Annotated in this window: 24 protein-coding genes; 12 read left to right on the forward strand and 12 right to left on the reverse strand. The window is 36.5% G+C overall.

Translation table 11 applies throughout. The features are described from left to right. Positions 1–27 precede the first annotated feature (27 nt). Positions 28–591 (reverse strand): cupin domain-containing protein, encoded by a 564-nt coding sequence (locus tag KQI49_RS16730; protein WP_216490736.1) that lies wholly within the window; start codon positions 589–591, stop codon positions 28–30. Positions 592–818: 227 nt separating this feature from the next. Here KQI49_RS16730 and KQI49_RS16735 point away from each other — a divergent pair, with 227 nt between their 5' ends. The 4 genes from KQI49_RS16735 to KQI49_RS16750 all read left to right on the forward strand — a co-directional run bounded on the left by KQI49_RS16735 (position 819) and on the right by KQI49_RS16750 (position 4,476). Then, the gene (locus tag KQI49_RS16735; RefSeq protein ID WP_216490737.1) at positions 819–1,844 is read left to right on the forward strand and encodes a DUF2332 domain-containing protein; all 1,026 of its coding nucleotides are present in this window, start codon (positions 819–821) and stop codon (positions 1,842–1,844) included. Positions 1,845–1,862: 18 nt separating this feature from the next. Then, positions 1,863–2,027 (forward strand): hypothetical protein, encoded by a 165-nt coding sequence (locus KQI49_RS16740; RefSeq protein ID WP_216490738.1) that lies wholly within the window; start codon positions 1,863–1,865, stop codon positions 2,025–2,027. Positions 2,028–2,092: 65 nt separating this feature from the next. Continuing rightward, the gene (locus KQI49_RS16745; RefSeq protein ID WP_216490739.1) at positions 2,093–2,542 is read left to right on the forward strand and encodes an NUDIX hydrolase; all 450 of its coding nucleotides are present in this window, start codon (positions 2,093–2,095) and stop codon (positions 2,540–2,542) included. Between the two features lie 122 nt (positions 2,543–2,664). Then, entirely contained in the window at positions 2,665–4,476 is a 1,812-nt protein-coding gene (locus KQI49_RS16750) for a M3 family oligoendopeptidase (protein ID WP_216490740.1), read from the forward strand. A 45-nt stretch (positions 4,477–4,521) separates the two neighbouring features. Here the strand turns inward: KQI49_RS16750 and KQI49_RS16755 are convergent, their stop codons facing one another. Together KQI49_RS16755 and KQI49_RS16760 are read right to left on the reverse strand one after the other, a co-directional pair. Beyond that, the gene (locus KQI49_RS16755) at positions 4,522–5,088 is read right to left on the reverse strand and encodes a Uma2 family endonuclease (RefSeq protein WP_216490741.1); all 567 of its coding nucleotides are present in this window, start codon (positions 5,086–5,088) and stop codon (positions 4,522–4,524) included. 73 nt (positions 5,089–5,161) lie between these two features. Further along, on the reverse strand, positions 5,162–5,788 hold the full coding sequence (locus KQI49_RS16760; RefSeq protein ID WP_216490742.1) for a metal-dependent hydrolase: 627 nt from the start codon (positions 5,786–5,788) through the stop codon (positions 5,162–5,164). Between the two features lie 201 nt (positions 5,789–5,989). Here KQI49_RS16760 and KQI49_RS16765 point away from each other — a divergent pair, with 201 nt between their 5' ends. After that, positions 5,990–7,159, forward strand: coding sequence for a hypothetical protein (locus tag KQI49_RS16765; protein WP_216490743.1), 1,170 nt, complete (start codon positions 5,990–5,992; stop codon positions 7,157–7,159). 81 nt (positions 7,160–7,240) lie between these two features. Here KQI49_RS16765 and KQI49_RS16770 read toward each other — a convergent pair whose 3' ends face one another. Next, positions 7,241–7,876, reverse strand: coding sequence for an NUDIX hydrolase (locus KQI49_RS16770; RefSeq protein ID WP_216490744.1), 636 nt, complete (start codon positions 7,874–7,876; stop codon positions 7,241–7,243). Positions 7,877–8,048: 172 nt separating this feature from the next. Here KQI49_RS16770 and KQI49_RS16775 point away from each other — a divergent pair, with 172 nt between their 5' ends. Then, positions 8,049–8,429 (forward strand): SLAP domain-containing protein, encoded by a 381-nt coding sequence (locus KQI49_RS16775; RefSeq protein ID WP_216490745.1) that lies wholly within the window; start codon positions 8,049–8,051, stop codon positions 8,427–8,429. Positions 8,430–8,632: 203 nt separating this feature from the next. Here KQI49_RS16775 and KQI49_RS16780 read toward each other — a convergent pair whose 3' ends face one another. After that, positions 8,633–8,995, reverse strand: a complete 363-nt coding sequence (locus tag KQI49_RS16780; protein ID WP_216490746.1) for a hypothetical protein — start codon at positions 8,993–8,995, stop codon at positions 8,633–8,635. Positions 8,996–9,002: 7 nt separating this feature from the next. Beyond that, positions 9,003–9,530 (reverse strand): EndoU domain-containing protein, encoded by a 528-nt coding sequence (locus KQI49_RS16785; RefSeq protein WP_216490747.1) that lies wholly within the window; start codon positions 9,528–9,530, stop codon positions 9,003–9,005. 177 nt (positions 9,531–9,707) lie between these two features. Between KQI49_RS16785 and KQI49_RS16790 the strand changes: the two genes are divergently transcribed. After that, positions 9,708–10,508 (forward strand): cytochrome c oxidase assembly protein, encoded by an 801-nt coding sequence (locus KQI49_RS16790; protein WP_216490748.1) that lies wholly within the window; start codon positions 9,708–9,710, stop codon positions 10,506–10,508. A gap of 85 nt (positions 10,509–10,593) precedes the next feature. Then, positions 10,594–12,798 (forward strand): heavy metal translocating P-type ATPase, encoded by a 2,205-nt coding sequence (locus tag KQI49_RS16795; protein WP_253286903.1) that lies wholly within the window; start codon positions 10,594–10,596, stop codon positions 12,796–12,798. A gap of 94 nt (positions 12,799–12,892) precedes the next feature. Here the strand turns inward: KQI49_RS16795 and tatA are convergent, their stop codons facing one another. The 3 genes from tatA to KQI49_RS16810 form a co-directional block, all read right to left on the reverse strand. Then, positions 12,893–13,072, reverse strand: coding sequence for a twin-arginine translocase TatA/TatE family subunit (gene tatA / locus KQI49_RS16800; protein ID WP_216490750.1), 180 nt, complete (start codon positions 13,070–13,072; stop codon positions 12,893–12,895). A gap of 62 nt (positions 13,073–13,134) precedes the next feature. Further along, positions 13,135–14,883: a GMC family oxidoreductase gene (locus tag KQI49_RS16805; RefSeq protein WP_216490751.1), complete on the reverse strand. Its 1,749-nt coding sequence runs from the start codon at positions 14,881–14,883 to the stop codon at positions 13,135–13,137. Position 14,884: 1 nt separating this feature from the next. Then, entirely contained in the window at positions 14,885–15,718 is an 834-nt protein-coding gene (locus tag KQI49_RS16810) for a gluconate 2-dehydrogenase subunit 3 family protein (protein WP_371817593.1), read from the reverse strand. Positions 15,719–15,904: 186 nt separating this feature from the next. Here KQI49_RS16810 and KQI49_RS16815 point away from each other — a divergent pair, with 186 nt between their 5' ends. The 4 genes from KQI49_RS16815 (at position 15,905) to KQI49_RS16830 (ending at position 22,950) form a co-directional block, all read left to right on the forward strand. Beyond that, positions 15,905–16,477, forward strand: coding sequence for a TetR/AcrR family transcriptional regulator (locus tag KQI49_RS16815; protein ID WP_216490752.1), 573 nt, complete (start codon positions 15,905–15,907; stop codon positions 16,475–16,477). Positions 16,478–16,550: 73 nt separating this feature from the next. Further along, positions 16,551–19,196, forward strand: coding sequence for a YhgE/Pip domain-containing protein (locus tag KQI49_RS16820; protein ID WP_216490753.1), 2,646 nt, complete (start codon positions 16,551–16,553; stop codon positions 19,194–19,196). Between the two features lie 252 nt (positions 19,197–19,448). Continuing rightward, positions 19,449–20,789, forward strand: coding sequence for a cyclic 2,3-diphosphoglycerate synthase (locus tag KQI49_RS16825; protein ID WP_216490754.1), 1,341 nt, complete (start codon positions 19,449–19,451; stop codon positions 20,787–20,789). A gap of 445 nt (positions 20,790–21,234) precedes the next feature. Further along, the gene (locus tag KQI49_RS16830; RefSeq protein WP_216490755.1) at positions 21,235–22,950 is read left to right on the forward strand and encodes a sulfate adenylyltransferase; all 1,716 of its coding nucleotides are present in this window, start codon (positions 21,235–21,237) and stop codon (positions 22,948–22,950) included. A 187-nt stretch (positions 22,951–23,137) separates the two neighbouring features. Here the strand turns inward: KQI49_RS16830 and KQI49_RS16835 are convergent, their stop codons facing one another. The 3 genes from KQI49_RS16835 to KQI49_RS16845 form a co-directional block, all read right to left on the reverse strand. Further along, the gene (locus KQI49_RS16835) at positions 23,138–23,530 is read right to left on the reverse strand and encodes a hypothetical protein (RefSeq protein WP_216490756.1); all 393 of its coding nucleotides are present in this window, start codon (positions 23,528–23,530) and stop codon (positions 23,138–23,140) included. A 73-nt stretch (positions 23,531–23,603) separates the two neighbouring features. Further along, entirely contained in the window at positions 23,604–23,993 is a 390-nt protein-coding gene (locus tag KQI49_RS16840) for a thiol-disulfide oxidoreductase DCC family protein (protein WP_216490757.1), read from the reverse strand. Positions 23,994–24,025: 32 nt separating this feature from the next. After that, positions 24,026–24,934, reverse strand: coding sequence for an EamA family transporter (locus tag KQI49_RS16845; RefSeq protein ID WP_216490758.1), 909 nt, complete (start codon positions 24,932–24,934; stop codon positions 24,026–24,028). Positions 24,935–25,435: the final 501 nt, after the last annotated feature.

Raw genomic sequence — 25,435 nt, forward strand, 5'->3', positions numbered from 1 at the left:
CCCTTCCTTTATTGATTCAATTATTCATTAATGATGCTCCTCAGCAGCTATAGCTTCTGCTTTAGTTTGGTGGACAGTGCCAAAAGGATGTTCAGGCGGCGCATAAATTGAATAAAGCTTCAAAGGTTCATTCCCCGTGTTTATCAGATTATGCCACTTGCCAGCAGGCACCATGATAGCATAATCTTCAGCGACTGATTTTTGATAATACAAATTTTCTTTCGTATCTCCCATGCGCACTATCCCTTGCCCTTCTTCAATTCTTAAAAATTGATCTGTATCGGGATGTACTTCTAGTCCTACATCTTCGCCGACATCGATGCTCATTAATGTTACTTGTAAGTGCTCACCTGTCCATAAGGCAGTTCGAAAGGTATTATTTTTTTCAACTGCGCCTTCAATGTTAATGACGAATGGTTCTTTACCATGGTCTTTAAATGTAACTCTTTCTGGGGACATGGCTTGTGGGTAATAGGCCAGGTGATTGTATTCTAATCCAAAATGATGTGGTTGATATGCAAGCTGTCTTCCACATGTACATGTGGGTGCATGAATATAGTTTGGAGAGGAATGGTACGGAATATAGTACATACTTTCAACTCCTTTAATAATTTCTAACATCATCATATGCACAGGTGTCATGATATGTACTTTTGTAATGCTTTTACTACTATGTTAAGATTTTTCGCAAAAGTTATGAAATTAATGATAAGATAAAGGAAAATCTATACTTTAAAACTTTTTTATAAAAACATAGAATCCGGTGATGTAACTTTTCAATTGCTTTTGTGTTTTCATGGTGAATTAGGAGGTTAGAAATGAATAAAGTTCTATATGCATTACGCTTTGAAAAATTTGCAGAGGAAAGCAGAGGGCTTAATAGTAGACTCTATGAGCTTTTATCTCGTGAGATAGCAGAAGATGAGCAATTACTAGAATTATCTTCAAAAGCCCGTAGTGGTCAACCAATTCCAAATTTATTATTTGCTGCTGTTCATTACTTGTTATTAGAAGGCAAAGATCATCCACTAAGAGAGTTTTATCCGAGTATCACAGCAAACCCTTGGCCAGTAGATAAAGCATTTAATTACTTCAAAGATTTTTGTAGTACATATGAATATGAAATTATTCCTTTGCTTAAAAATAAGTTGGTCCAGACAAATGAAATTAGACGATGTGCTTATTTATACCCCGTGTATTGCTGGATATATAATAAGGTGAAAAAACCTTTATCTCTTATTGAAATTGGAACAAGTGCGGGCTTACAATTACTTTGGAATCAATATAGTTACTCTTATGGCAGTGAAAATGTATATGGAAATAAACTTTCAGACGTTCATTTACATGCCGAGATTAAGGGGAATCATCAACCGACATTATTACTTGATAGTCCACCTGTAGCGTCAAAAATAGGCGTAGACTTAAATATTAATGATCTGAGAAAAGCAGAAGATTATCTCTGGTTAAAAGCCCTTATTTGGCCTGAACATCACAATAGAAGAGAGATGTTCGATAAAGCAGTGTCACTTTTTAAAGAAAACCCAGTCGATCTTATTGAAGGAGATGGAGTGGATTTAATACCAACTATTGTAGCAGGTATTAAAGAAGACTCAGTTATTTGTATTTTTCATACGCATGTTGCTAATCAAATCCCGGAAGATTTAAAACATAAATTATTGGCTAATATAGATAAAATAGGGAAAACTCGAGATGTTTTCCATATATACAATAATATGTGGGATGAAAAATTACATGTGGATTCGATCGTCCAAGGTAAGAAGTCAATTCAAACAATCGGTATGACGGATGGTCACGGAAGATGGTTTGAATGGGATATAACATAAAAAAGAAGGAGGGTTTTCATGGGTGTAGCTAGTTTAATAGGAATACTCATTTACTTATTTCCTTTTATAGCGGCTGTCTTAGTTATGGTTTGGCTATACAGGATTAAACAAAATTCTGATGAGCAAGTAGAACAGAATAAGAAGATTATTAGATTGCTTGAAAAAGATAATTTAAAAGAATAATTTTAATCGCGCCGTTGTAGACAACTTTATATTGATGTAATAATGGTGATGTATGGAGGCTGTTGATGGGATATGTAATAAATTTAAGAAAGCTTGTAGGGAGTAGACCATTAGTTATCGTTGGCGCTAGTGTCATTTTAATAGATGAAAATAATAGACTGCTATTACAGTTACGGAAGGATAATAATTGCTGGGGGTTGGCAGGTGGTTCCCTTGAACCTGGTGAAACCTTAGAGGATGTGGCAAAAAGAGAGTTGATGGAAGAAACAGGATTGCTGGCAAAGCGCTTAACTTATTTTAAAACTTTTTCTGGTGAAGACTATTATTATAAGTATCCAAATGGTGATGAGGTTTATAATGTGATCACAGCGTATGTCTGTCGAGAGTACGCTGGAAGTTTAAGGGCAGAAGAAGCTGAAGTTCAAGCGTTAAGCTTTTTCCATTTAGATAACCTTCCTGAAAATATGAGTCCGCCAGATAAGATGGTCATCAAAGCATTTAAGGAAAACATTTAGATACTTAGATACTAAGAATTGAGTTAAATTGGGATATAAATAATATGTTGTATCGAATTTTCTTTATTGTTTCACATTTATCAAGAATCATTTAAAATAGAAAAAAAGGAGAGTGACATAAAGTGAAATATGTAGATACTTGGGATTTAGATAGCATTTTTCCTGGGGGTACAAATTCAGAGGATTTAAAAAGTAAATTAACAGAAGTTAAAGAGGCAATTGAAGAATACCAAAAACTATTAAGTAAGTCAGAACTTCAAGGTGGAGAATCATCGGTAAACACTCTAAAAACGATTCTTAAAGAAAAAGAATCTATTGGGAAAGGATTAGGCCAGGCAAGAACTTTTGTCCAAATGTGGCATGATGCTTATATGGATGATGAGCATGCTAGCGTTGTCATGGGCCAAATCATGGAATTGTACAGCGACGTTCAAAAGCTCTCTAATTCTTTTACAAAAAAACTTGTAGCTATCTCAGACAATGATTGGCAGCAATTATTAGAAGATAACGAATTAAAGGAAGTATCGTTTGTATTAAATGAAATACGTGAAGAAGGTAAACGTCTTTTATCTGAAGAAGAAGAAAGGCTTATTGCTGACTTAGATAAAGATGGATTGTCCGCGTGGAGTAGTTTGTATGATACAACTGTTTCCATTATGACTATCCCATTTACAGACGAAGAAGGAAAAACAACCGATTTATCTGTCGGTCAGGCGATGAACCGGATGTATGCTGATCCAGACCCTGAGGTGCGAAAGCAAATATTTGAAAATTGGGAAGCAGCTTGGACAAAATATGCTCCTATTTTTGCGGACACACTTAATCACTTAGATGGCTACAGGATTACATTGCAAAAGGCCCACCAATATAAGGATCATTTGGAGGAGCCGCTAGAATATAACCGGATGTCTAAAGAGACACTTGATGCGATGTGGTCAGCAGTATCTAATAATAAGCAGCCGTTTACAGATTTTCTACAGCATAAAGCAGGGTTGTTAGGTATGGAAAAACTAGGTTGGCAAGATGTTGATGCACCTGTTACTTTAGGAGATGAGGAACCGACTCGATTTACATATGATGAAGCATGTGATTTTGTCATTGAAAACTTCGAATCATTTGGTCCTAAATTGACTGATTTTGCCAAGCATGCTCTTGAAAATCGTTGGGTTGAAGCTGAAGACAGACCTAACAAACGACCAGGAGGCTATTGTACGAGCCTACCAGAATTTGAAGAATCCCGGATTTTCATGACATTTACTGGATCGCCAAGTGATACAAGCACATTGGCACATGAATTAGGTCATGCTTTCCATAGCCATGTGATGAAGGATCTACCGTCATTAAATCGAGGTTATGCTATGAATGTGGCAGAAACAGCCAGTACTTTTGCAGAGACGATTATCGGCAATGCAACGGTTGAAAATGCCAAGTCCAAAGAAGAAAAAGCAGCTCTTCTCGGTTCAAAACTAGAAGGCGCCACAGCTATGTTCTTAAATATTCATGCACGCTTCTTATTTGAAGATGCCTTTTATAAAGAACGTGCGCAAGGTATCGTTTCTGAGAAAAGATTAAATGAACTCATGGTAGAAGCTCAAAAAGAAGCATATGGTGATAGTTTAGCCAGCTACCACCCGCATTTCTGGTGTAGTAAATTACACTTCTTTATTGATAGTGTGCCGTTTTATAATTTCCCGTACACATTTGGTTATTTGTTTAGTTTAGGTGTTTACGCTGAGTACTTAAAGCATCCAGAAGGGTTTGAGGATAAATATATTGCGCTCTTAAAAGATACTGGATCGATGAAAGTAGAAGATCTTGCTCAAAAACATCTAGGCGTTGATTTAACAAAAGAAGAATTCTGGGCAGAAGGAATTGAGTTAATGGCGAAAGATGTGGAAGAGTTTATTCGATTGACAAATGAGATAGAAAAGTAATTATAGGACATGCCCACCATGAAATCGAACGTGATGGGCATGTTTTTAGTTAAAGATATTTTTCGTTTCAATTTGAAAATGATTAAATATCCTGGAAATAGCGGAATCTCCTTTGTTCACTAAGTCAAACTGAACTTCACCATTTTCATCGTGACTATAAATCAAGATACGGTTTTCCATTGGATCAATAATCCAGTATTCCTTAACGCCGTGTTCCATATAAAGATTTAACTTCCTTACAAGGTCATGAGATTTATTAGACCGGCTTAATATTTCAATAATAAACTCTGGTGCACCGGCATATTCATTTTTTGTAAAGTTTTCAGGCTGACAGGTTACAAATAAGTCAGGAACCACTCGTTTATGATCATTAGTATTTTGAGCGTTTCCAGCAAAAAGTACATCTGTTGGAGCAGAAAATACTTCACAGTGACTGGACTTTAAAATTTGATAAAGCTCTCCTTGTAGATAAGATGATATTCTCTGATGTTCTATACTTGGCGATGGAGACATATAAATAATCCCGTCGATATATTCCAGGATATTTTCAGTTCGCTTTCGTTTCTCCTCGAATTCCTCATAGGTGTTGAAGTTTTTATCGGTTAAACTCATTTCAATCACCATCCTTGTTTAAATTATATGTGATAGCGTGTGAGAAATAAATGTATATCCTTTGAAGAAAACTTCAAAATTCCTTTGATGATAGCGGAAGAAGTAATTTAATTCCACGCTTATTAAACGGGATGAGCTTGCTGTCGGCAACTAAATGACTTATATAGCCAATCAGACATGTGTAATAGACGCCAGGAATCCCAAGCGAAATTTCTAAATTATAAGCAATCACGGCAAAAAAGATCACCCCGATAATCGAGTGGGTATACGTACGGTGAGAAATTATTGATGCAATGATAATATATAGGCCCATGAACGTAATCCAAGACTCTTCTAACGTTAATCCACCAATCAGTACACCTATTCCCGTAATGGTTAACATATGTTTTTGTTTAATGGAGGAAGCAATTCCCATAACAAGTGCTCCAATACCCATCCCGATATATTTCTCTGTACCTGATCCCTTAAAAAAACTATAAAAGATCAACATAATGCCAATCAATTGTGCAACGATACGAATCATTGTATGTGAGAAGGTGATTCTGCCACTGAGCTTCCCATCGATATCTAGATCAGGCACTAACCCAGAAATACCTCCGAGTCCGATAAGAATTATTGTTGTACTAGGATCAGTATGGAGTGTATTTGCGACCATAAAACCGCTTGCTGCGCCAATTGTAGCGTGTGCTGTACCATTCAAATTTCATTCTCCTAAGCAATTAATTTCTTGTTTTATTATACAAGCCATTAGAGAAAATGGTTAGTATTTTTATTAATGAAATAAAAATCAAAACTAATTCCATTTCTTTTATGAATAATTTTAAACAATTTTCGTTTGTATGTATAATTTTAGAATTATTCAAACTATAATGGTGATAGAAGTATAGAAAGTAGGTATATGATGGATGCCGCCATTTCGCTAAAAGAGATTGCTTGGAAACGTATTTTGTTTTTTCTATTGCTGATATTGATTCCGAATTATCTTTTAATGCAGGTTCAAATCACTGGTTGGGTTAGTCACAGTCTTGGTTTAGCGACCGCCATTGACCTCACAATTTGTTTACCTTTAATTATTTATTTCTTTGGTTTTAGAAAGAGGGTTTCAATTCTAGTTTTAATAGGATGTATGTTTTGTGGGTTGCTTCTCGCTAATTGGATGATCCCAAATGAAGCTGATGGATATCTGTCCTACTTTAATAATTCCTTTATTGCATTAGAAGCTGGTATTATTGCCTTTGAAGTCTTCATATTTATTATTGTTTTAAAGAAATTACCTCTTTTTATAAAAAAAATAAAGAAAGAACAAAAGAATCATTTTCATTTTTTACTTAGTTTCTCGGCGGCCATTAGAGAAACATTCTCATTTGAAAATAAGAAGTTAAATAAATTTCAACTGGTCTTTCGTATTTTAGCGACCGATATTTCGGCCGTTTACTATAGTTTGTTTTCTTGGAAAAAAAAGCCACCGATTATGCAAAATGATGAAGGGAAAACTTTTACAATGCATAAAGATGGGGCATATTTAGGCGTATTTTTCATGCTTGTTCATGCTATGGCTATCGAAATAGTGGGTGTCCACATGATAATAGCACAATTTGATACAATACTCGCTTGGGTGGTTACAGTTTTAGACATTTATCTGTTGCTGTTTATCATAGCGGATTACCAAGCCATTCGGTTATCTCCAGTAGTTGTCGATTCAAAGGGTTTGCATTTTCAAAAAGGGATTCGCCAATATGGATTTGTTCCTTTGAATGTTATACAAGAGATTAACGAAAATACAAAAAGTATAGAGGAGATAAAACAAGATAAAAAAGGATTTTCACTAGCTATTCAGGGTATTGAAAAAGAAAGAATTCCTCATGTCATTGAGTTGAAGAAACCCATAAAAGTATATCAATTCTTTGGGTACAGTAAAAAGGTCGAGTCAATTTATATTAAAGTGGATGACGTTCACGAGTTTAATGTATATATGCAAAAAGTTGAGAACGCAGGAAATATAGAAAGAGAGTTCAACGGAACAGAAGGCGAGGGAGGAGCACAAGCTTCTTTAAAAAGTGAAAAAGATTAGTTCCTAAGATTTTAAGAAGGACTCTTTCTTAGCTGTAGCTGGAAAGAGTCCTTTCGTTTTGAAATTATTGTTGATCATGTCTCAAAAATAATCAGACGACCCATCTTTAATTAAAGACACAAAGTGTGTTAAAATTTTAGCGGTTAAGCCCCAAATTACTTTCCCATTATATTCATAGAAAAGCTCATCCAATTGGTGAGTTCGCCAGTCATAATTTTCTCCTCCCATAATCAGATCATAAGGAAAGTTATCTTCTGGCAAGACCTCATAGTTAACTTTATACTTTTTAGGCTTTGTATTAAGGAAAAAAGAAAGCGGAACAGTAAAAATTTCTGCAACCTCATCTTTATTTGGAGTAACTTTTTCAATATCTTTTAATCTACCAATATAAGGATATATTATTCTTCCGAAGTCAGAGACCATATAATCGAGCGGAAAGACATCATACACATCCACTTTAGGAATCCTTAACTCTTCAGACGTCTCCCGAATGGCAGTATAAGCTGTATTCCTATCCCCTTCGTCAACTTTACCACCAGGAAAACAAATATCACCCGGTTGAGTACGTAAATTCATCGAGCGGACTTCAAAGAGAATATGTGTTTCTTCCTGCATTTCAATAAGAGGGAGCAGTACAGCATATTTTTTAAAATATTCTTCGCCAAGAATGGACGGCTTTCGACTCTTCAACTTCGCAATAATACTTGATGCATTCAATTCATCCCCTCCAATACAATACCCAATAAATACTGTATACTATATATTATACAAGCCCACACACCTTAAAGACCAATAATTGAAAAAAAGCGGGACATGGGGACAGGCACCGCGTCCCATTGCTAGGTCTGGGACAGAGCACCTGTCCCCATGTCCCAGAGGAGGGGAAGTTATGCAGTGTCTTCGGTTTGAGGCAGCTTGGGATAAAACAATTGCGCCTCGGGACAGAAGGTTTCTTGAAAAGATATTTTCTGAAACCAACATGGAATATAGTGATGGTGTGCATTTTACATTTGTGCGGGAAGCGATAAATCACAGGAAAGATTTGCTTGTGACCGTATTAATTCATAATTGCTATGAGAGAAAGATTTCAATGGAGGAGGTAGCCATTGCTTATAGACGGGGAGAAAGAACGATAGCGATAGATACGTTTAATTTGCCCTTTGCAGTCAATGCAAAAACAACAATGCCATGGACGTTCATATATTCTCAGCCATATTCTATAGAAGGGACTCCGGACTTTGAAATTAATTCAGTGTCTTGTAGCCATTAAAAATATTAACGTGTCATGTAAAAAAGCATACATTTAAATGAATATATGTTATAATCAAAGAGCGATGAGCTGCTTTGCATAAGTCGAAGAATGCAATATATGTGGATGTGAACACATGATTTTTCGCCGCAAATGATAACTCGTAAATGACGAGTTAATAAAAAACGTCTGTAAACTTTACAGACGTTTTTTTTGATTATTTATCATTTTTCTTGCCGGAATTCTTCTAACTTCTTAAACCACGTCACAATCAGTTCGCGTAATTCTATTGTATCTATTTCATAAGCAGGGTACACGTCAACGTTTTCCATCCCTGCAAACAAATCTGAAATAACTGTAGTCTTGGATTTGATTGTAAGCGTGCTTCGATTTCCGTTTGATATGATTTCTCGCTTTTCTCCAGCCAAAACTTGATCAATCTCTTGTAATATTTTCCCGTGTAAGAGAGGAGCGTCGGCCATTAAAAATTCTCCAACAATTTTCATATCAGGTTTATCAAATTCAATAATTAATCGTTTTTTTTCGCTAGAGCCATTTTTTAAAGTCACTTCTCTAAAATAAAACATCTTGTCATCACCTCTCATAAACCGGAAATGCAGATATGATTTGTTCGTTATTATCAAGATACATTCGAATAACAACCCCATCAGAAGTAAGACCTTCAAAAGTGTTTCCAGTAATGAATGTTTTTGTTTCATAAGCTTCATTAATCGCATCTACTACATCTTGGGAATCCCATTCATCTGGAAAAAATGTTGACTTCCCACCGTTTGATGTTTTTTTCACGTCACTAACAATTACTTCTGCTTCATAGATACCAACTTCATTTGGTTTTGTTTCTGTGCCCTCGATAATTTCTCCTTTTTTGGTTGGCAATTGATTGTAATGATAGCCTACAGCTTGTCCATTCTTATTCAATTCACCTTCTAAAATATGCTCTAAAGCACCCCTTCTAAAATGTTCAACGTGATCCAAGTCGTTAATGTCCGTGACCTCGAAAGTTTGATTGTTATTATGACTATCAAGCCCATCCAAATCACAACCGACAAATAAAAGAATCATAAAAACAGTTAATAAAATAGCTGAAAATTTTTTCTTCATAACATTCACCTTTTGTCTCTCTATGTGTAGAATACAATTAATATTACTATGTTAGCTTTTGTTTTGTCTATTTTTTAGATGATCCTCAAAAGGCAATTTTCATATCCTAGTTATAACATATCAATATCCTTCATAAACATATAGATAGTTAAAAATGAACAGGGAGGGACTAATTATTTGATAAGAGCGCTTCTCGCTGGTCAGTTGACATGGAACATCCCCCTTTTATTTTTATTTGTTAGTCTTACGATTACGATACTATATATTTTTTATCTAAGAAGATATGGAACTACTTCGCGGAGACGGCCTCTCCTTTATCTGACGGGCATTTGGCTATTATATCTTGTAATAGGCAGTCCATTACTAGCACTAAGTCACCTTTCATTCAGCTTCCATATGATTCAAATGAGTTTTGTTTTTTTCATCATACCACCACTCGTCCTACTCGGTATTCCCCGTGAAATATATGAGAATCTCATTAAACGATCTTTTATTATAAAAATCCGCTTGATGTCCCCAACACCTAAAACAGCGTTAGTTATTTTTGCCATTCTATTTTTCCTTTATCATTTACCTTTTCTACTACAGATAATTACAGAGTACCCACTTGTTCAAAAAGCTTATCTCATATTGCTGTTTATGTTGACGGTTAGAATGTGGTGGCCAATTGCTTCGCCTAATCCCGAGCAACGTGTTAGAGCCTCTGAACGAAAAAAATATCTTCTTGAAAGCAGTTGGTACATTATGCCGGCCTGTCTGATGTTTATTATTAGTGCATTGTTTGATGGTATGAACAATCCTTTCTTAAGCGAGGCGGCAACGACTCTATGTCTTCCAGCCGACACGACAATTGACATCTTACCACCGCCTTTTAATACAAAGTATGACCAAGTGATTGCTGGTGTCTCAATGCTAGGGCTGCATAAGTTTAGTCTATTTGCCACAAATAGACTTGAAGATAGAATGAGGGAGTTTTAAAACCTCATTGCTCTCTATAACAAGGTTATAAATGTTTACTTTACGTAATAGACTTTATTAATATAATCAAAAGGTGGTAAATATGATGGAGACTATTCACCTTGATGTAGAGGGCATGTTTTGTTCAGCTTGCACGGCGCGTATTGAAAAAGTTGTATCCAAAATTGAAGGTGTCTCACATGTCACGGTCAACCTAACAACAGAAACAGGGAAAGTAACATTTGATAAAAAACGGACAAGCATCGATTATATTCTTAATAAAATTAGTCATCTTGGCTTCAAAGCAAAGGCAAAAACTGATGCGAATCGTCATCAAGATAAACGAAAAGAAATAAGCAATTTACAATGGAAGTTTTTTAGCTCGGTTATATTAACGATTCCTTTAGCGTGGGCGATGTTATCACATTTTGATTGGGCCACTTTCATCTATATTCCCGCAATATTTAAAAATCCTTTTTTTCAATTCTTAATTACGGTACCCATTCAATTCATTATCGGTTTTCAATTTTATGAACGAGCATGGAGTGCAGTAAAAAACGGAAGTACAAATATGGATGTTTTAGTCGTTTTAAGTACAAGTGCAGCATTCTTTTATAGTCATTATGTCACGTTCACAACACCTAACTTTTTGTATACAACAGAGTCAGACACTTTATTTTACGAAACGAGTGCTTTTATAATTACTTTTATTTTACTTGGAAGGCTGCTGGAACAAAAGTCAAAGTCTAAAACTAAGGAAGCGCTTGAAAAGCTTTATCAGATTCAAACTAAATTGGCGACCCTTTATGAAAATGGTCAAGAAGTGCGTGTTGATATTGAAGACTTAATGCCGGGGAATCAAATTGTCGTTAAACCTGGCGAAAAAGTCCCTATTGATGGACAAGTCAGTGAAGGCTACTCGATGATTGATGAATCTTTACTTACGGGAGAGAGTGTTCCCGTTGAGAAAGTAGCAGGGAGCCAAGTCTTCGCAGGAACCATAAATCAAAATGGTCTATTAATGGTTCAAGTGACTAAAACAACAGCTGACACAACATTATCTCATATTATTTCAATCGTGGAAGAGGCACAGACCTCAAAAGCACCCATTCAACATATTGCTGATAAGATAACAAGTATTTTTGTCCCGATTGTTATTATGATTGCCCTGATGACATTTGCCGGCTGGTATTTTTTATTAGAGCCAGGTTCTTTAAATGATGCGTTAGGTAAAGTCATAGCAGTCTTGATTATCGCTTGTCCGTGTGCCCTTGGTTTAGCTACCCCGACATCGATCATGGTGGGTAGTGGACGGGCAGCTCAATCAGGAATTTTATTTAAAGAAGGAAAGTTTTTAGAACTGCTTGGTAAAAGTGACTGTATCTTACTCGATAAAACTGGTACTGTTACGAAAGGGTTTCCTCAAGTGACTAATATTCATGTTGATGATCAGTTTGACTTTCAGTATTTTATTGAAATGATTGGAGCGGTGGAACAAACATCTGACCATCCTATTGCTCAAGCTATTTATAATTATGCTAAAAATGACAGAGGCAATCTACCCAAAGCTCATGCAGTTGAAAATGTGCCTGGTTACGGTATAAGAGCAGTCGTGAATGGTTTGAATGTGGTGATTGCAAGTCCTTTTTATTATCAAAATAAAGGCATATCACTTCCTGTTAAAGCAGTCAGACAAGAGACTTTTTTTAAAAATGAAGGAAAAACAACGATGCTAGTGTTTATTGACCAACGCTACGCCGGATTGATTGCCGTGTCTGATGAGATTAAACCGACTTCTCAACAGGCCATATCACGATTAAAGAAAAACGGTAAAAGAGTCATCTTATTAACAGGTGACCATGAGAGAGCGGGGCTCGCTACGGCAAAAGCAGCAGGGATTACAGAGGTATATACAGAGTGTACACCAGAAGATAAAGCAAGAATAATTGCGGAGTTGGAAAAAGACGGAAAGGATACGGTAATGGTAGGAGACGGTATTAATGATGCACCTGCTTTAGCAACTGCTAACGTAGGTGTGGCTATTGGAACTGGCTCTGATGTAGCGATTGAAACGGGTGATGTTACTATTATTAAAGGAGATTTAAATAAATTAGTCGATGCCATTAATATAAGCCAAAAAACAATGACGAATATTAAGCAGAATTTTGTTTGGGCTTTTTTATATAATATGATTATGATCCCGTTTGCAATGTTCGGTATTTTAGTTCCTTGGCTTGCTGGTGCAGCAATGGCATTCAGCTCCATTTCAGTTGTATTAAATTCTTTAAGATTGAAAAAAGTGAAAATCTAATTGACACTATACATCAGAGTTGCTGATTATAAGCAAAAACCCTCGGAGGAGATTTCCGAGGGTAAAACTTCTTCAAACAATAAAACTTTAATATTTATTTATGATCAGTCTTATCATCTTTATCAGTTATTAAATCGTTAGCGGATGTTTTAAATTCTTTTAAAGTTTCACCAGCGGCTTTACCGATTTCGGGTAATTTTTTAGGGCCAAAGATAATAAGAGCTAAAACGATAATTAGAATTAAACCAGGAATGCCTATATTAGCTAATCCCATTATTTCACCTTCTTATTAGTTTAGCCTTAGTTTGTCCAGATGCTCATAAGTGATTCACTAATTTAAGCAAAGTCTTTATTTTTTTGAGTTGCTTGTACCAATGGACCACCGTCTTTTAAATACTTTTCAATGCCTTCAGAAGCACGGTAAGCTAATGCACCAATGGTTGGGGTTGGGTGATGACCTGGAAATTGCGGGAACGAAGACCCACCAACGACAAATAGATTATCGACATCCCACATCTGTAAGTAATTATTAACTGCAGACGTTTTAGGATCTTCTCCCATAATCACACCACCTGCATAATGGCCTCCTTGATAAATGTGGTCAAACTCTTCTGGGACTTCATCGGTATCAACAATGTCAGCACCCATCTCTTCCATGATTTCTTTACATTTGTCTACACCGAATTGAGCGATATTTCGGTCTTGATCAGTGTATCTATTGGTTGCGCGTAAGAGCGGGTCACCAAAGTCATCTTTATAGGTTGGATCAAGATCATAATAATTATGATTCCAAGACATGACATTCGGTGTATACCAAACTTGCAAATTGCGATTGGCATAAAATAAGGAATTCTTTTTAAATTCTTTTCCCCATGCAGGTGTTCCTTTAGGGACGTGGTTACTAGCAATAGCTCCATCACCATATTGTCTATACTCGATTGCTCCACCACCTAGAAAATCTAGCTTGGAATGATCAAAGTTATCGGCAGCATAATCACTCATAGTTGCTCCAAGAGCGCCAGCTCCCATATAAAGATTAAACTTTTTCTTATCAAAGAAACCACGCGCGCCAAGGAATGTAATGTTAAACTGTCCGTTAAGATTTCGACCTATAACACCGTTTCCTGTCTTTGGATCATAGGGTTGGCCAAGTTCAGATAGCATCAACAGACGATTATTTGTAAATGTAAAGCCTGATAGGACAACAACATCAGCCGGTTGTTCAAATTCTTCACCTGTTTTTGTGTCAACATACATGACTCCAGTTGCTTTATTACCATCTTTTAAGACACGTCTTACATAAGATTGGGTTCTTAATTCAAAATTATCATGCTCCATAGCCGTTGGAATAACTGTTACAAGCGCATCAGATTTGGCACCAAAGTCACAACCATACTGAGTACAGAACGCACAGTATTGACACTGATTGATAACTTGGCCATCTGGGTTTTCATATTGCTCCGATAAATTCCCAGCAGCCACTTGGTAAGGGTGATAGCCCAAATTTTTTGCTGCTTTTTTAAATAATTTAATAGGCGGAGTCTCTTTTAATGGAGGCGTAGGCCAATCATTTTTCCGTTTAGGTCCAATCGGATCCTCTTCACCTGATATACCTGCTGTTTTTTCAAAGAGGTCATAGTACTTTTCCATATCATCGTATGTTAAACCCCAATCTTGAATAGTCATATCTTTAGGGATTTTATCTTTTCCATAACGTTCTACGGTTTTACTGTAAATTTCAAAATCGTAGGGCCAATAGCGATATGTGGAACCAGCCCAGTGGACGCTCCCACCACCTAAATCTGTTCCTGCCATCATTTCATCCCGCGTTCGTACTGGCAGAGCATCTTCATCCTGATAATTACGTGATGTAATTGTTTCATGAGATAAGTCTTGCATCATTTGGAAACGGTTGGTAAAGCGGAGTTCATCTTTCACTCCTGTATAGTCCGACTGCTCGGCGTGTTCTCCTCGTTCAAGTGCAACGACCTTTTTTCCTGCTTTGGCCATTTCAGCACTAATAATTCCGCCTGCCCAGCCAACTCCAACAATTACGACATCAACTTTATCTAACTTTTTTGCCAAATTATTGACCTCCTTGATAATCTCTTAAACTTTTTTGTTCCATAGTAATAAAATCATCTGCATCAATATCGTTAATATAAGCCATGCGAGGACCAGGATATTCTTTCATTTCCCATGCCATCATATTTTTATTACCTCCATATACGGGATCGGCGTAAACTCCCTCCAGAGTAGTCTGTAATAAAAAGTTGAAGAACGTGACCGAATTAATAGCTTTCATATCAACATCGCCATCTTCAAACATTGTTAAGATTTCGTCCTGATCATCTTCACTTAAGTTTGGGAATGGATCCCCAAACTTATCCCTGCTTACATTTTCTATTTTTCTTAAACCTTCTAAAAAGATTTCTCCACGATTTAGTCTTGTTTGGTATCGGGGAGTGGGTGTCGGGGCTTTTGTTGATGTATTGGGGCCTGATTTATCTTGGCGTGTATCTTTATGCTGATAGTCATGTACATGATTGTTTTGTCTAAACGGATCGTGCATGTATGATTTCGCATTGTTGCCCCAAAAACTAGCTAATTGCTTGTCAATAAAGTAAGGTACACCAAGTTCTATAGCACCAGGTCCATTGTCGTCTTCGGGATAGATGCGTTCTGTTACTGCGGATAAAGTGTTGAAATCTTCCTCACGACTGAAGAACATCCGAGCTTCCTGTAAATTTTGAGTTGCTGTATCTTTAGTTTTAGTATCTTCCTTCGTCTGAAATTGGTTTGTTAAGAGTCCACCAAGCAGTGAACCTCCCACAACTCCTCCAGCTACCATACCAGTGTTTTTAATAAAACGGCGCCGACTCACACCATCTTTAACATTTTGATCGTTGTTTTCTGCCACTTTCTTTACCTCCTGAAGTATTTTTAATTTATCATTTCCATTATTAATTAAAAAATGTATAAACAAGTAAAAAGTTTATAGAAAGAGTTATCTAAATAAATCTTTTGACATATTATTTTAGCTATGCTAATATACATTAATGTCAAAGTGACCAAATTAACCAATTGGTCAACAGGGGGTGAATAAGTGTCAATTGATCGCCGTAAAGAAATTTTAAAAGCTGCTTATGAATCTTTTTCTTTATTCGGTTATAAGGCAACAACGATTGATCAGGTAGCGCGACTTGCGAACGTTGGTAAAGGGACGATATATACTTATTTTAAGAATAAAGAAGAGCTCCTTGATGAAATTATTACAAATCTAATTAATGATATGGAACAAGCTGCTAGTGAAACGATTAATCCAGAAAAACCATTTCAGGAAAATGTTCATCAAGCATTATATAGGATGCTAGAATTTCGTCTTGAGCATCAATTAACAATTAAACTTGCACAGGAACAGCGTGATTTTGGAACTCCGGTCGTAGAAAATGTTATGAAAAAGTTAGAAAAATCCATCCTATTATTTATTCAAAGTAAAATTGAGCAAGCAATGAAACGGAATGTTATCAAGCCATGTGATCCAGAAATCATTTCTTTCATGTTGTTGAAAATGTATGTTGCGCTTATTTTTGATTGGGAAAAAGACCGAGAGCCATTATCAAAAGAGGAGATTGCAAATATATTTGATTTGTATATTTTTAAAGGATTATCACAATAGATAGTCCATTTATTTTTAAATCAATTGACCAAATGAATGAAATGGTCAGTCGTTATGAGAGGAGATTGTTTTTTTGAAATCTTTATTTAGTAAAGAATCACTAGCAACATTTAAAGATAAAAAGCTTGTTATTGCAATTTGTGCAGTTATCTTTGTACCGATACTTTATGCGGGCATGTTTTTATGGGCGTTTTGGGACCCATATGACCATCTCGAGGATGTACCAGTTGCCATTGTTAACGAAGATAGTGGCTACGAGTTTGAAGGGGAATATTTAACAATTGGTGATGAGCTGGTCGATAATTTGAAAGATGAGGCTGAATTTGATTTTCATTTTGTTAATCGTGAAGAAGGTTATGAAGGTCTAAACAATCAAGATTATTATATTATGATTCAAATTCCAGAGGATTTCTCGAAAAACTCGACAACAGTTATGGATGACATTCCAATAAAGTCAGAATTGGTATACGTTCCTAATGAGAGTTATAACTTTTTAGCAGCACAAATGGGTGAGACAGCCATGTTGCAAATAGAAATGGCTCTTGAAGAACAAATCACGGAGACGTATGCTGAAACGATATTCGATACAATCGGTGACGTTGCCGATGGTTTAGTTGAAGCAAGTGATGGAACGGAAGAATTAAACGACGGTGCTATTGAATTGAAAGATGGTTCAAAGAAAATTAAAGATAACTTAAAAACACTTGCCAGTAAGTCTATAGAGTTTTCTGATGGAGTGAATGACGCTTCTGAGGGGGCAAGTGAATTGGCTGAAGGAGCCAATACTTTATCTTCTGGTATTTCCGAGCTTTATGATAGTAGTAATAAACTAAGAGATGCTTCCGAAGATTTGGAATCAGGAGCCGGCCAGTTAGCAGAAGGAATATCTCAAGCTAACGGCGGTGTTAAGGAAATGAAAGAAAAAGTGCCGCAATTGGTGGAAGGCACGAATCAAGTCCAAGGTGGTTTAAATCAATTTTCTAATGAATTACCGAAAGAAATGTCGAGAACAATTGACAAAAAGATTGAAGAAGGCTCAAAAACCATCTTAGCTGGAACAGAAGAATTGCGAAGCGGTATTGTGGACGGCATGGAAAATAAGTTGGCTCCCGAATTATCTTCAGGATTGACAGATGGTTTATCACATGGTCTGTCAGAAGGCGTCGTATCTGAAGCTAATCAACTTATTAAGGATGCACCAACGAACGTATCCCATAAAATTGCTGAAGATATTGTAACGCTTTTAAAAGGTAAGGAATCTGACAGGAAACAGGAGCTGACTTCTATTTTAGAAGATTCCGAGGTTTCTGATGAAGTTATAAATCAAGTAGCAAGTACACTTGATGAATACACGCCAGACTACGATTATATAGAGCAAATGTTAGAAGAAAAGATTGCTGGTGTCTTAGAGCAAGCTCTGAAAGACGTCCAAATAACAGCTGAACAACAAAAGAAACTGGAAGGCATTATAGAAGCACAGATTAAAGAAGGTATTGAAGATGGTGTGAATGATGCGGTCGACCAGACAGTCGTCAGTGTTAATGCCGGATTTGATGAATATGAGCAAGCTATAGCAGGTGGTCTTGCAGATGCAACGGACGGACTTGAAGCGCAGATTAAGGATGCGATCAATGATCCGATTGGTCAGCTCCAAGGAGGACTATCCGAAATTAATAACGGTCAATCCTTGTTACGTAGCGGGGTAGATGAACTTGCAGATGGAACCGGACAACTACAACAAGGTTCATCAGATTTAATTGCTGGTCAACATGATTACGTCAACAACATGTATAAGTTTACGGATAGCTTTGCTCAAGCCAACGATGGTTCTGGAGAATTAGTTAATGGAGCAAATGATTTAAATAGTGGATTGCTTCAGCTAAAGGGTGGCTCATTGCAGCTTAGCGATGGAGCGGGAGAACTGTCAGACGGTTCCAATGATTTATATGATGGCATGATAACCTTAGCTGATGGAACAGAAGAATTTAATGATCAAATACATGAAGCAGCTGATGAAGCTGGTGATGTGGATGCTACGAACGATACGTATAATATGATGGCTAATCCCGTTGAAGTAGGTAACGAAAAAATTAATGAGGTTCCAAACTATGGAACAGGTTTCGCACCTTACTTTTTATCACTTGGGTTGTTTGTAGGGGCCTTACTCTTATCCATTGTATATCCGTTAAGGGAACCTTCTGTTGTTCCGTCAAGCGGTGTGAATTGGTTCTTAAGAAAATTCATCGGTTTATTTACAATAGGAATTTTACAGGCGCTCATTGCAAGTGGAATATTACTTTTAGGATTAAAAATAGAAGTACAGAGTGTCCCTTTATTTATTTTATTCGCGATTGTAACAAGTCTCGTATTTATTACGTTAATTCAGTTCTTTGTGACTTGTTTTAATGATCCAGGACGCTTTATAGCGATTATCATTTTAATTTTACAATTAACAACAAGTGCCGGAACGTTCCCATTAGAATTAATACCAAAAGTGCTACAGCCAATTAATACTTTATTGCCAATGACGTATTCTGTTGCTGGTTTTAAAGCGGTGGTGTCAAGCGGTGATTTTACAGTGATGTGGCAAAATACTGGTATACTAATTGGATATTCAGTTGTATTTATGTTGCTGACATTGTCATATTTTATTGTTATGTACAAAAGACGATTTGCAACAATGGATCCAGATGAGCCAGTAGTGGCAGAAGCGGAATAATGGGAGTCGAATGTTAATTAGAGTAACGCAACAAACTTAAAAGACGAACATTATACGGCTCTAACAATCGTTATGGAAAAGCATTTTGCTAATTGACTATTCAAGAAGAACTCGAACAATGAAGGAGATTATATCTTCTCATTGTTCGAGTTTTTTGTACTAGTTTAGGAAGCCCTAAAAAAACAAGAAGGAGAGCAAGAATATGTTAAACTAATAGACAGTATTTAATAAATGTAGGTAGGTGTTGTGTTTATGGTTAGGAAAAATGTGATTATTATCGGAGCTGCTGGACGTGACTTTCATAATTTTAATACATATTATCGTAATAATAAAGCGTATCAAGTGGTTGCTTTTACGGCTGCTCAAATACCTGATATTGAGGGGCGGGTCTATCCGCACGAATTAGCTGGAGAGCTTTATCCTAATGGCATACCGATTTTTGCTGAAGAGAAACTTCCAGATTTAATCAAAGAATTTAACGTGGATGAATGTGTGTTTGCGTATAGTGATTTGAACTATACAGATGTAATGCGGGTCAGTGCTATCGTGAATGCGGCAGGAGCAGATTTTAAACTACTCGGCCCCCGTCATACGATGTTAAAGAGTAATAAACCCGTTATTTCAGTATGCGCGGTACGAACCGGGACTGGAAAAAGCCAAACATCACGAAAGATTATTGAACTATTAATGGAGCATCATCTTAAAGTTATCGTGATTAGGCATCCCATGCCCTATGGCGATTTGGTAGCTCAACGTGTTCAACGCTTTGCTACTGTTGACGATTTAAAGAAACATGAGTGTACCATCGAAGAAATGGAAGAATATGAACCACATATCGAACGGGGAAATATTGTTTATGCGGGTGTAGATTATGCTGATATTTTAGAAGCGGCTGAGAATGATCCAGATGGATGTGACGTGATCATTTGGGACGGAGGGAATAATGACTTTTCATTCTATCAATCTAATTTGTCCATTACCGTGCTAGATCCTCACCGTCCAGGTCATGAGTTGAACTATTATCCGGGGGAGGTGAGCTTAAGAAACACGGATGTTGCAATCATCAATAAAATTGACAGTGCAGATTCCACGTCGATTCAAATGGTCGAAAATAATGTTAGAACTGTCAATTCAGATGCTGTTTTAATCAAAGCTAAATCTCCAATAACAGTAGAACAACCTGACATAATAGAAGGCAAAAGAGTTCTTGTAGTTGAAGACGGACCAACGCTAACCCATGGTGAAATGGCCCTTGGGGCTGGAACAGTTGCAGCAGAGCGTTTAAATGCAAAGGAATTGGTTGATCCCCGTCCATATACAGTTGGATCTTTAACAGAAACCTTTGCAACATATCAACATCTAGGAAATGTTTTACCAGCGATGGGTTATGGCAAACAACAATTGGAAGATCTGGAAAAAACAATAAATCAAACAGACTGTGATGCAGTTATAATTGGAACACCAATCGATTTATCGCGCGTCATTAAAATAAATAAACCAAACACGAGAATCCACTATGAACTAGATGAAGAAGGTAGTCCAAACTTAAATGATATTTTAGAAGAGTTTATTAAAAGTAATAAGTTAAAATAAAAAATATCTGATTGATTTAAAACCGAACAATGCTTCGTCTTGTGTAAGTGGGTTTTCAATGCACTTTAGATTCACACACGCTGTTAGAATAAGTTAAATTTAAAATTCAATAATAAAGATCATAATCCGAACAATATTCGAATTTTCATCGCATTTTTTCGAATAACCGTTCGGATTTTATTGTGCTTGAATAAGCAATAAAACGTTAATTGTGACAAAAGTTTGACTTATAATTGAATCATTAATATAATATTATTATTCAGAATTAATCATAAAATTACACAAAGTTCGTTTCCTTACCGAATTAATTTTAACACCACGATGAAAGCGATTGCATTAAACTTTTTAATATATGGATGAATATAGAGTAATGTCAATTAATATTTATATAAAAAGGTACTAGGTAAGAAAACGGACGATTATGTAAGAAGAGGTGAAGGTTATAATGAGTCAAGATGTATTGTCACCAGAAAAATTAGCAACTTATCCGCAGCAGCCACATGGTGGTAAATTAGTTGATAGAGTGTTGCGCGGTAAAGAACGAGAAGAAGGGCTTGAAAAAGCAAAAAACTTACCAATGATTATGGTTGATATGGAAGCTGTCATCACTTTAGAAATGATAGCGACTGGTGTATTGTCGCCTAATGAAGGCTTCATGAATGAGGAAGATTATAAATCAGTTCTTAGTGAAGGACGCCTTAAAGATGGATTAGTATGGCCTGTCCCATTAAGTTTTGCTCCTGTTGGTGAGCGGAATAAGCAGTTAATTCAATCGTTATCTGTTGGTGACGAGGTTGTTTTAATTGATGAACAAAAAGAGCCAGTAGCGTTGTTAGAATTAGAAGATATTTTTGATTATGATAGAGATTATCGTGCGACCCATTTATTTGGTACGACTGATCGTAATCATCCTGGGGTTGATGCGATATACCGACGTATGGGAGATACCGCACTCGGTGGACCAATAAAGCTATTAAACCGAATGCACTGGGGACCTTTTGAACCGCTCAGACTGGAACCGAAAGATACATGGCATCAATTTTATGAAGAAAAAGAAATGAGTTCAGTTGGCGGATTTATTACAGGTGCCAATCCATTGCATAGAGGACATGAATATATTCACCGAAATGCTCTCGAAGAGTTGGATGGCTTATTAATTCAGCCGCTCGTTGAAATGGCGAAAAGGGAATATACTAGACACGAGTTTAGAATGCTGTCTTATCGAAGTGTAATGGAGACCTATTATCCTGAGGGCAGGTCGGTTTTGGCACCGTTACGAGTCACTTATATTTTTGCGGGTCCACGTGAAACTGTTCTGCATGCACTAATTATGAAAAACTATGGTTGCACCCATGCCTTAATTGGTAGGGATCATGCTGGTATTGGTGACTACTATGACAAATATGAAAGTCATACAATCTTTGATAGATTTACACCAGAAGAACTAGGTATTGATGTGCGCTTGTATCGTGAGGTCTTCTTCTGTACTCGATGTGACAGTCTAGCTACCGGTCATACATGTCCACATGAAGACCAGTTCCACATTAATATTTCCGGAACAGGAATTCGTGAGTTATTGCGGCACGGAGTTCTACCACCCAAAGAAATTGTGCGACCTGAATCAGCACGCATTGCTATGCAAGGGGTTCAACCTAAAGGTAAGGACGGGAGTAATCAATCTATCGCACCAATAGGTAATACAATAAAAAGTCTTTTTCCTCATTATTTGAAAGCTTCACGACTAGGGGGACCTAAACGGGATATTCCCTTAAACGTTGAAGAATTGAATGTCCGCGATCTTGAAGCGGCCATGATGGATGTTCGTGCAAATGCTCATAAAATTTATGATGACATTGCCGACGAGTACAGTTATTTAACAGATGTCAATCGTTCTATCCAGCGCGAATGGCTATCAGATGCAAGGGATGATGTTCGTGAACATCAGCATATGGTTGTTGAATATTTAGAGGAAAAAGTTGAGCGAGCGCCAGAAACTGCATCCGATGAGTTTATGTATCAAGATAAAGAAGAAGCAGAAATAGAGCTTGAAGTAGCGAAGCAAATTTTAAATGAAACACCACCATCCTTAAGGGAAGAACAGTTAGAAAAAAGAGTGTGGAATCGCCTGCCTTATCACCGGTATCGTGGCAGTGACGAGTGAAGATAATCGAATGATATAAATCCCGCTATTAAATAAAGGCGGGATTTTTTGTTGTTTTAGGAAATGTTCATTGAGGATAATTTTTATGATGAATTTTTATACATGTAGGCATGCTTTAGTCACTGAGGCAGTGTAAGATGAAAAATATGAATGTAGATTAAGAAGTGTTATCTAGAAGTAACCGTGACTAACTTATGCCAATAATATTTTTCAATCGTTCGATGTCAACTTTATTATTCCAGACATCTTTTTGTAAAAGATCTTCCTTCGTTGAAACATTGCTTAATTGTTCTTTTACCTCTTTAAATTCACTCTTATTGCTTTTCTTCATACCTTCGAGTTCAGCTTTAAGATGTTCTTGTCCAGTTTGGAGAGCGGAAAGGATTTGTCCATGCTCTTTAAACTGTTCAGTGTGCTGATTATGTTTTTGACTGTGTTCATTAAGGATATTGCTTTGTTCCTTAAGGATGCTGGTGTGTTCATTAAGAATACTACGATGCTCATTAAGCATACCGCTATGTTCGTCTTGTTTACCTATAATTTGTTCCAACATGCTGATAATCTTTTCTTCTTGTCCCATTTTGTCACCTTCTCACTTAGACATATTATAGCATAGAGAATCATCATTGTGAGAAAGAGTTACAGCTTATTATCTATAATAAACGCTCTCGAACTTCAGAAGATGGGATAGGACAACTTGTTGTTTTACCAACTAATTGATAACGATGTTTAGCAATGAAGTTATAAATACAATCCCTAATTGGTTTAGGAAGTCCGAGAAACAGATAGCCTATTTTCCATATTCCTTTGAGATGTTTACATATTTGAAGGGCAGCAGAAGATTTTATATAAATTTTGTCTTCTTTGATTAATACTAAACTTGTCACGGATTGAGGCATTCCGTGTTCATGCAATAATCGTTTTCCTGTGCTACTTTGTAAAGACAAAAATTTAAATTTCTTTTTGGGGTCCCTCTTAATGATAAATTGAACACTGTGCTGGCAAAATAGACATTCATCGTCAAATAAAATCATATATGTCATAAGTCCGCTCCTTCATTACTTTACCTTATCAATTAAAATTCCTCTGTCATACCAAGAAGAATAATACCTGTCATCACAATGGCAATCATGACATACTGTTTCCTACTGAGGATTTCTTTTAAGAAAATACGAGATAAAATAACAGAAAAAATGCCGTGTGCTGCAATCAGTGGGGCGGCAATAATAGCATTTCCTGCCATAGCAAACACATAAAAGAATTGCCCTGTCGTTTCTAATATAGCTGCATAACCTTTATCATGTTCCTTAAAAATAGTGAATTTTTTCTTTTTGATCACGGTTATGTAAAGGTATGATAAAATAGCGCAAATGAGAAACGTAAACTCATAAGCTAAGAGAGCTGAATCTTCACTAAGTAACTCTAACTCATCAAGATAAATACCGTCAGCAAATGTTCCTAGCCCATCGATTAAACTATAAAGGATCGGGAATGTAATCGCGAGAACCCCAATTTGGTATTTTTTGTCGATTACTTCATTTTTTGCTTTTAACGCTTGTTCTTCCTCTTCCTTTTCTAGCATAGCTAAACCAATCACACCAAGAGTTACGACAACAATTCCAAGTATATCAAGCGGATGCATTTCCCTGGGAAAAAAAATGAATAACAGAATGGCACTAACCGCTCCAGAAGAATTTTGCACTGGTGCTGCAATGGACAGTTCAATATATCTTAGTCCGATATAACCAATGGTCATGGATAAGATATACATAGCGGAAACTGGTAGGTATCGGATCATATCAAAAGGGTCGAATGTAATATCTTTTATTACTAAATAGATAATAGCGTGAACTCCCATGACAAGCCCTACCATTGTCACTATTTTTAAATGACTATAAGGATCATCACTGTCTGTTCCTTTTTTATAAAAAAGATTGGCTCCTCCCCAAGCGAGAGCTGTAAGAATTGAAAAAATAAACCACATATGATTTCTCCACGTCCCTTTGCTACAATGACAATTTTTATTTCAAACGTCTTTCATTATACACCATGAGTCATGGAAATAAAATAGAGAAAGTGCTTAATAACGTATCCTGGCCACTATTCATGGATGAGAATAGTGGCCAGGGATGAGAAATTCTATATTTGTTTAGAAAAAAGCAGTTGAATAATAAGCTACTTTTGTTTTATATGCATTTAGCTGTGCATCAGCAACTTTATTAAGTTCCTTATTTCGAGTTAACCTATTAATGAATTGTGTGAAATCAAAGTTGTTTTTAAACATATATTTCCCCTCCGAATTGTTTTTGCGTGCGCCTATAAAGTGAAACTTCATTCAGTGTGGATTTTCATACTTCCCCCACTGATTGTTAGTTGAACGAATCTTTTTACTGGCCGTTGCCCCTGCTTATAATTCTTGATTCCTCTCGAATCCTTTGAAGTGGTAGTCTTAGAGCTAGTTAACCTGCGATAAAGTTTGTAAAAT

Source organism: Virgibacillus sp. MSJ-26 (genome assembly GCF_018918075.1).
Taxonomy (GTDB): domain Bacteria; phylum Bacillota; class Bacilli; order Bacillales; family Amphibacillaceae; genus MSJ-26.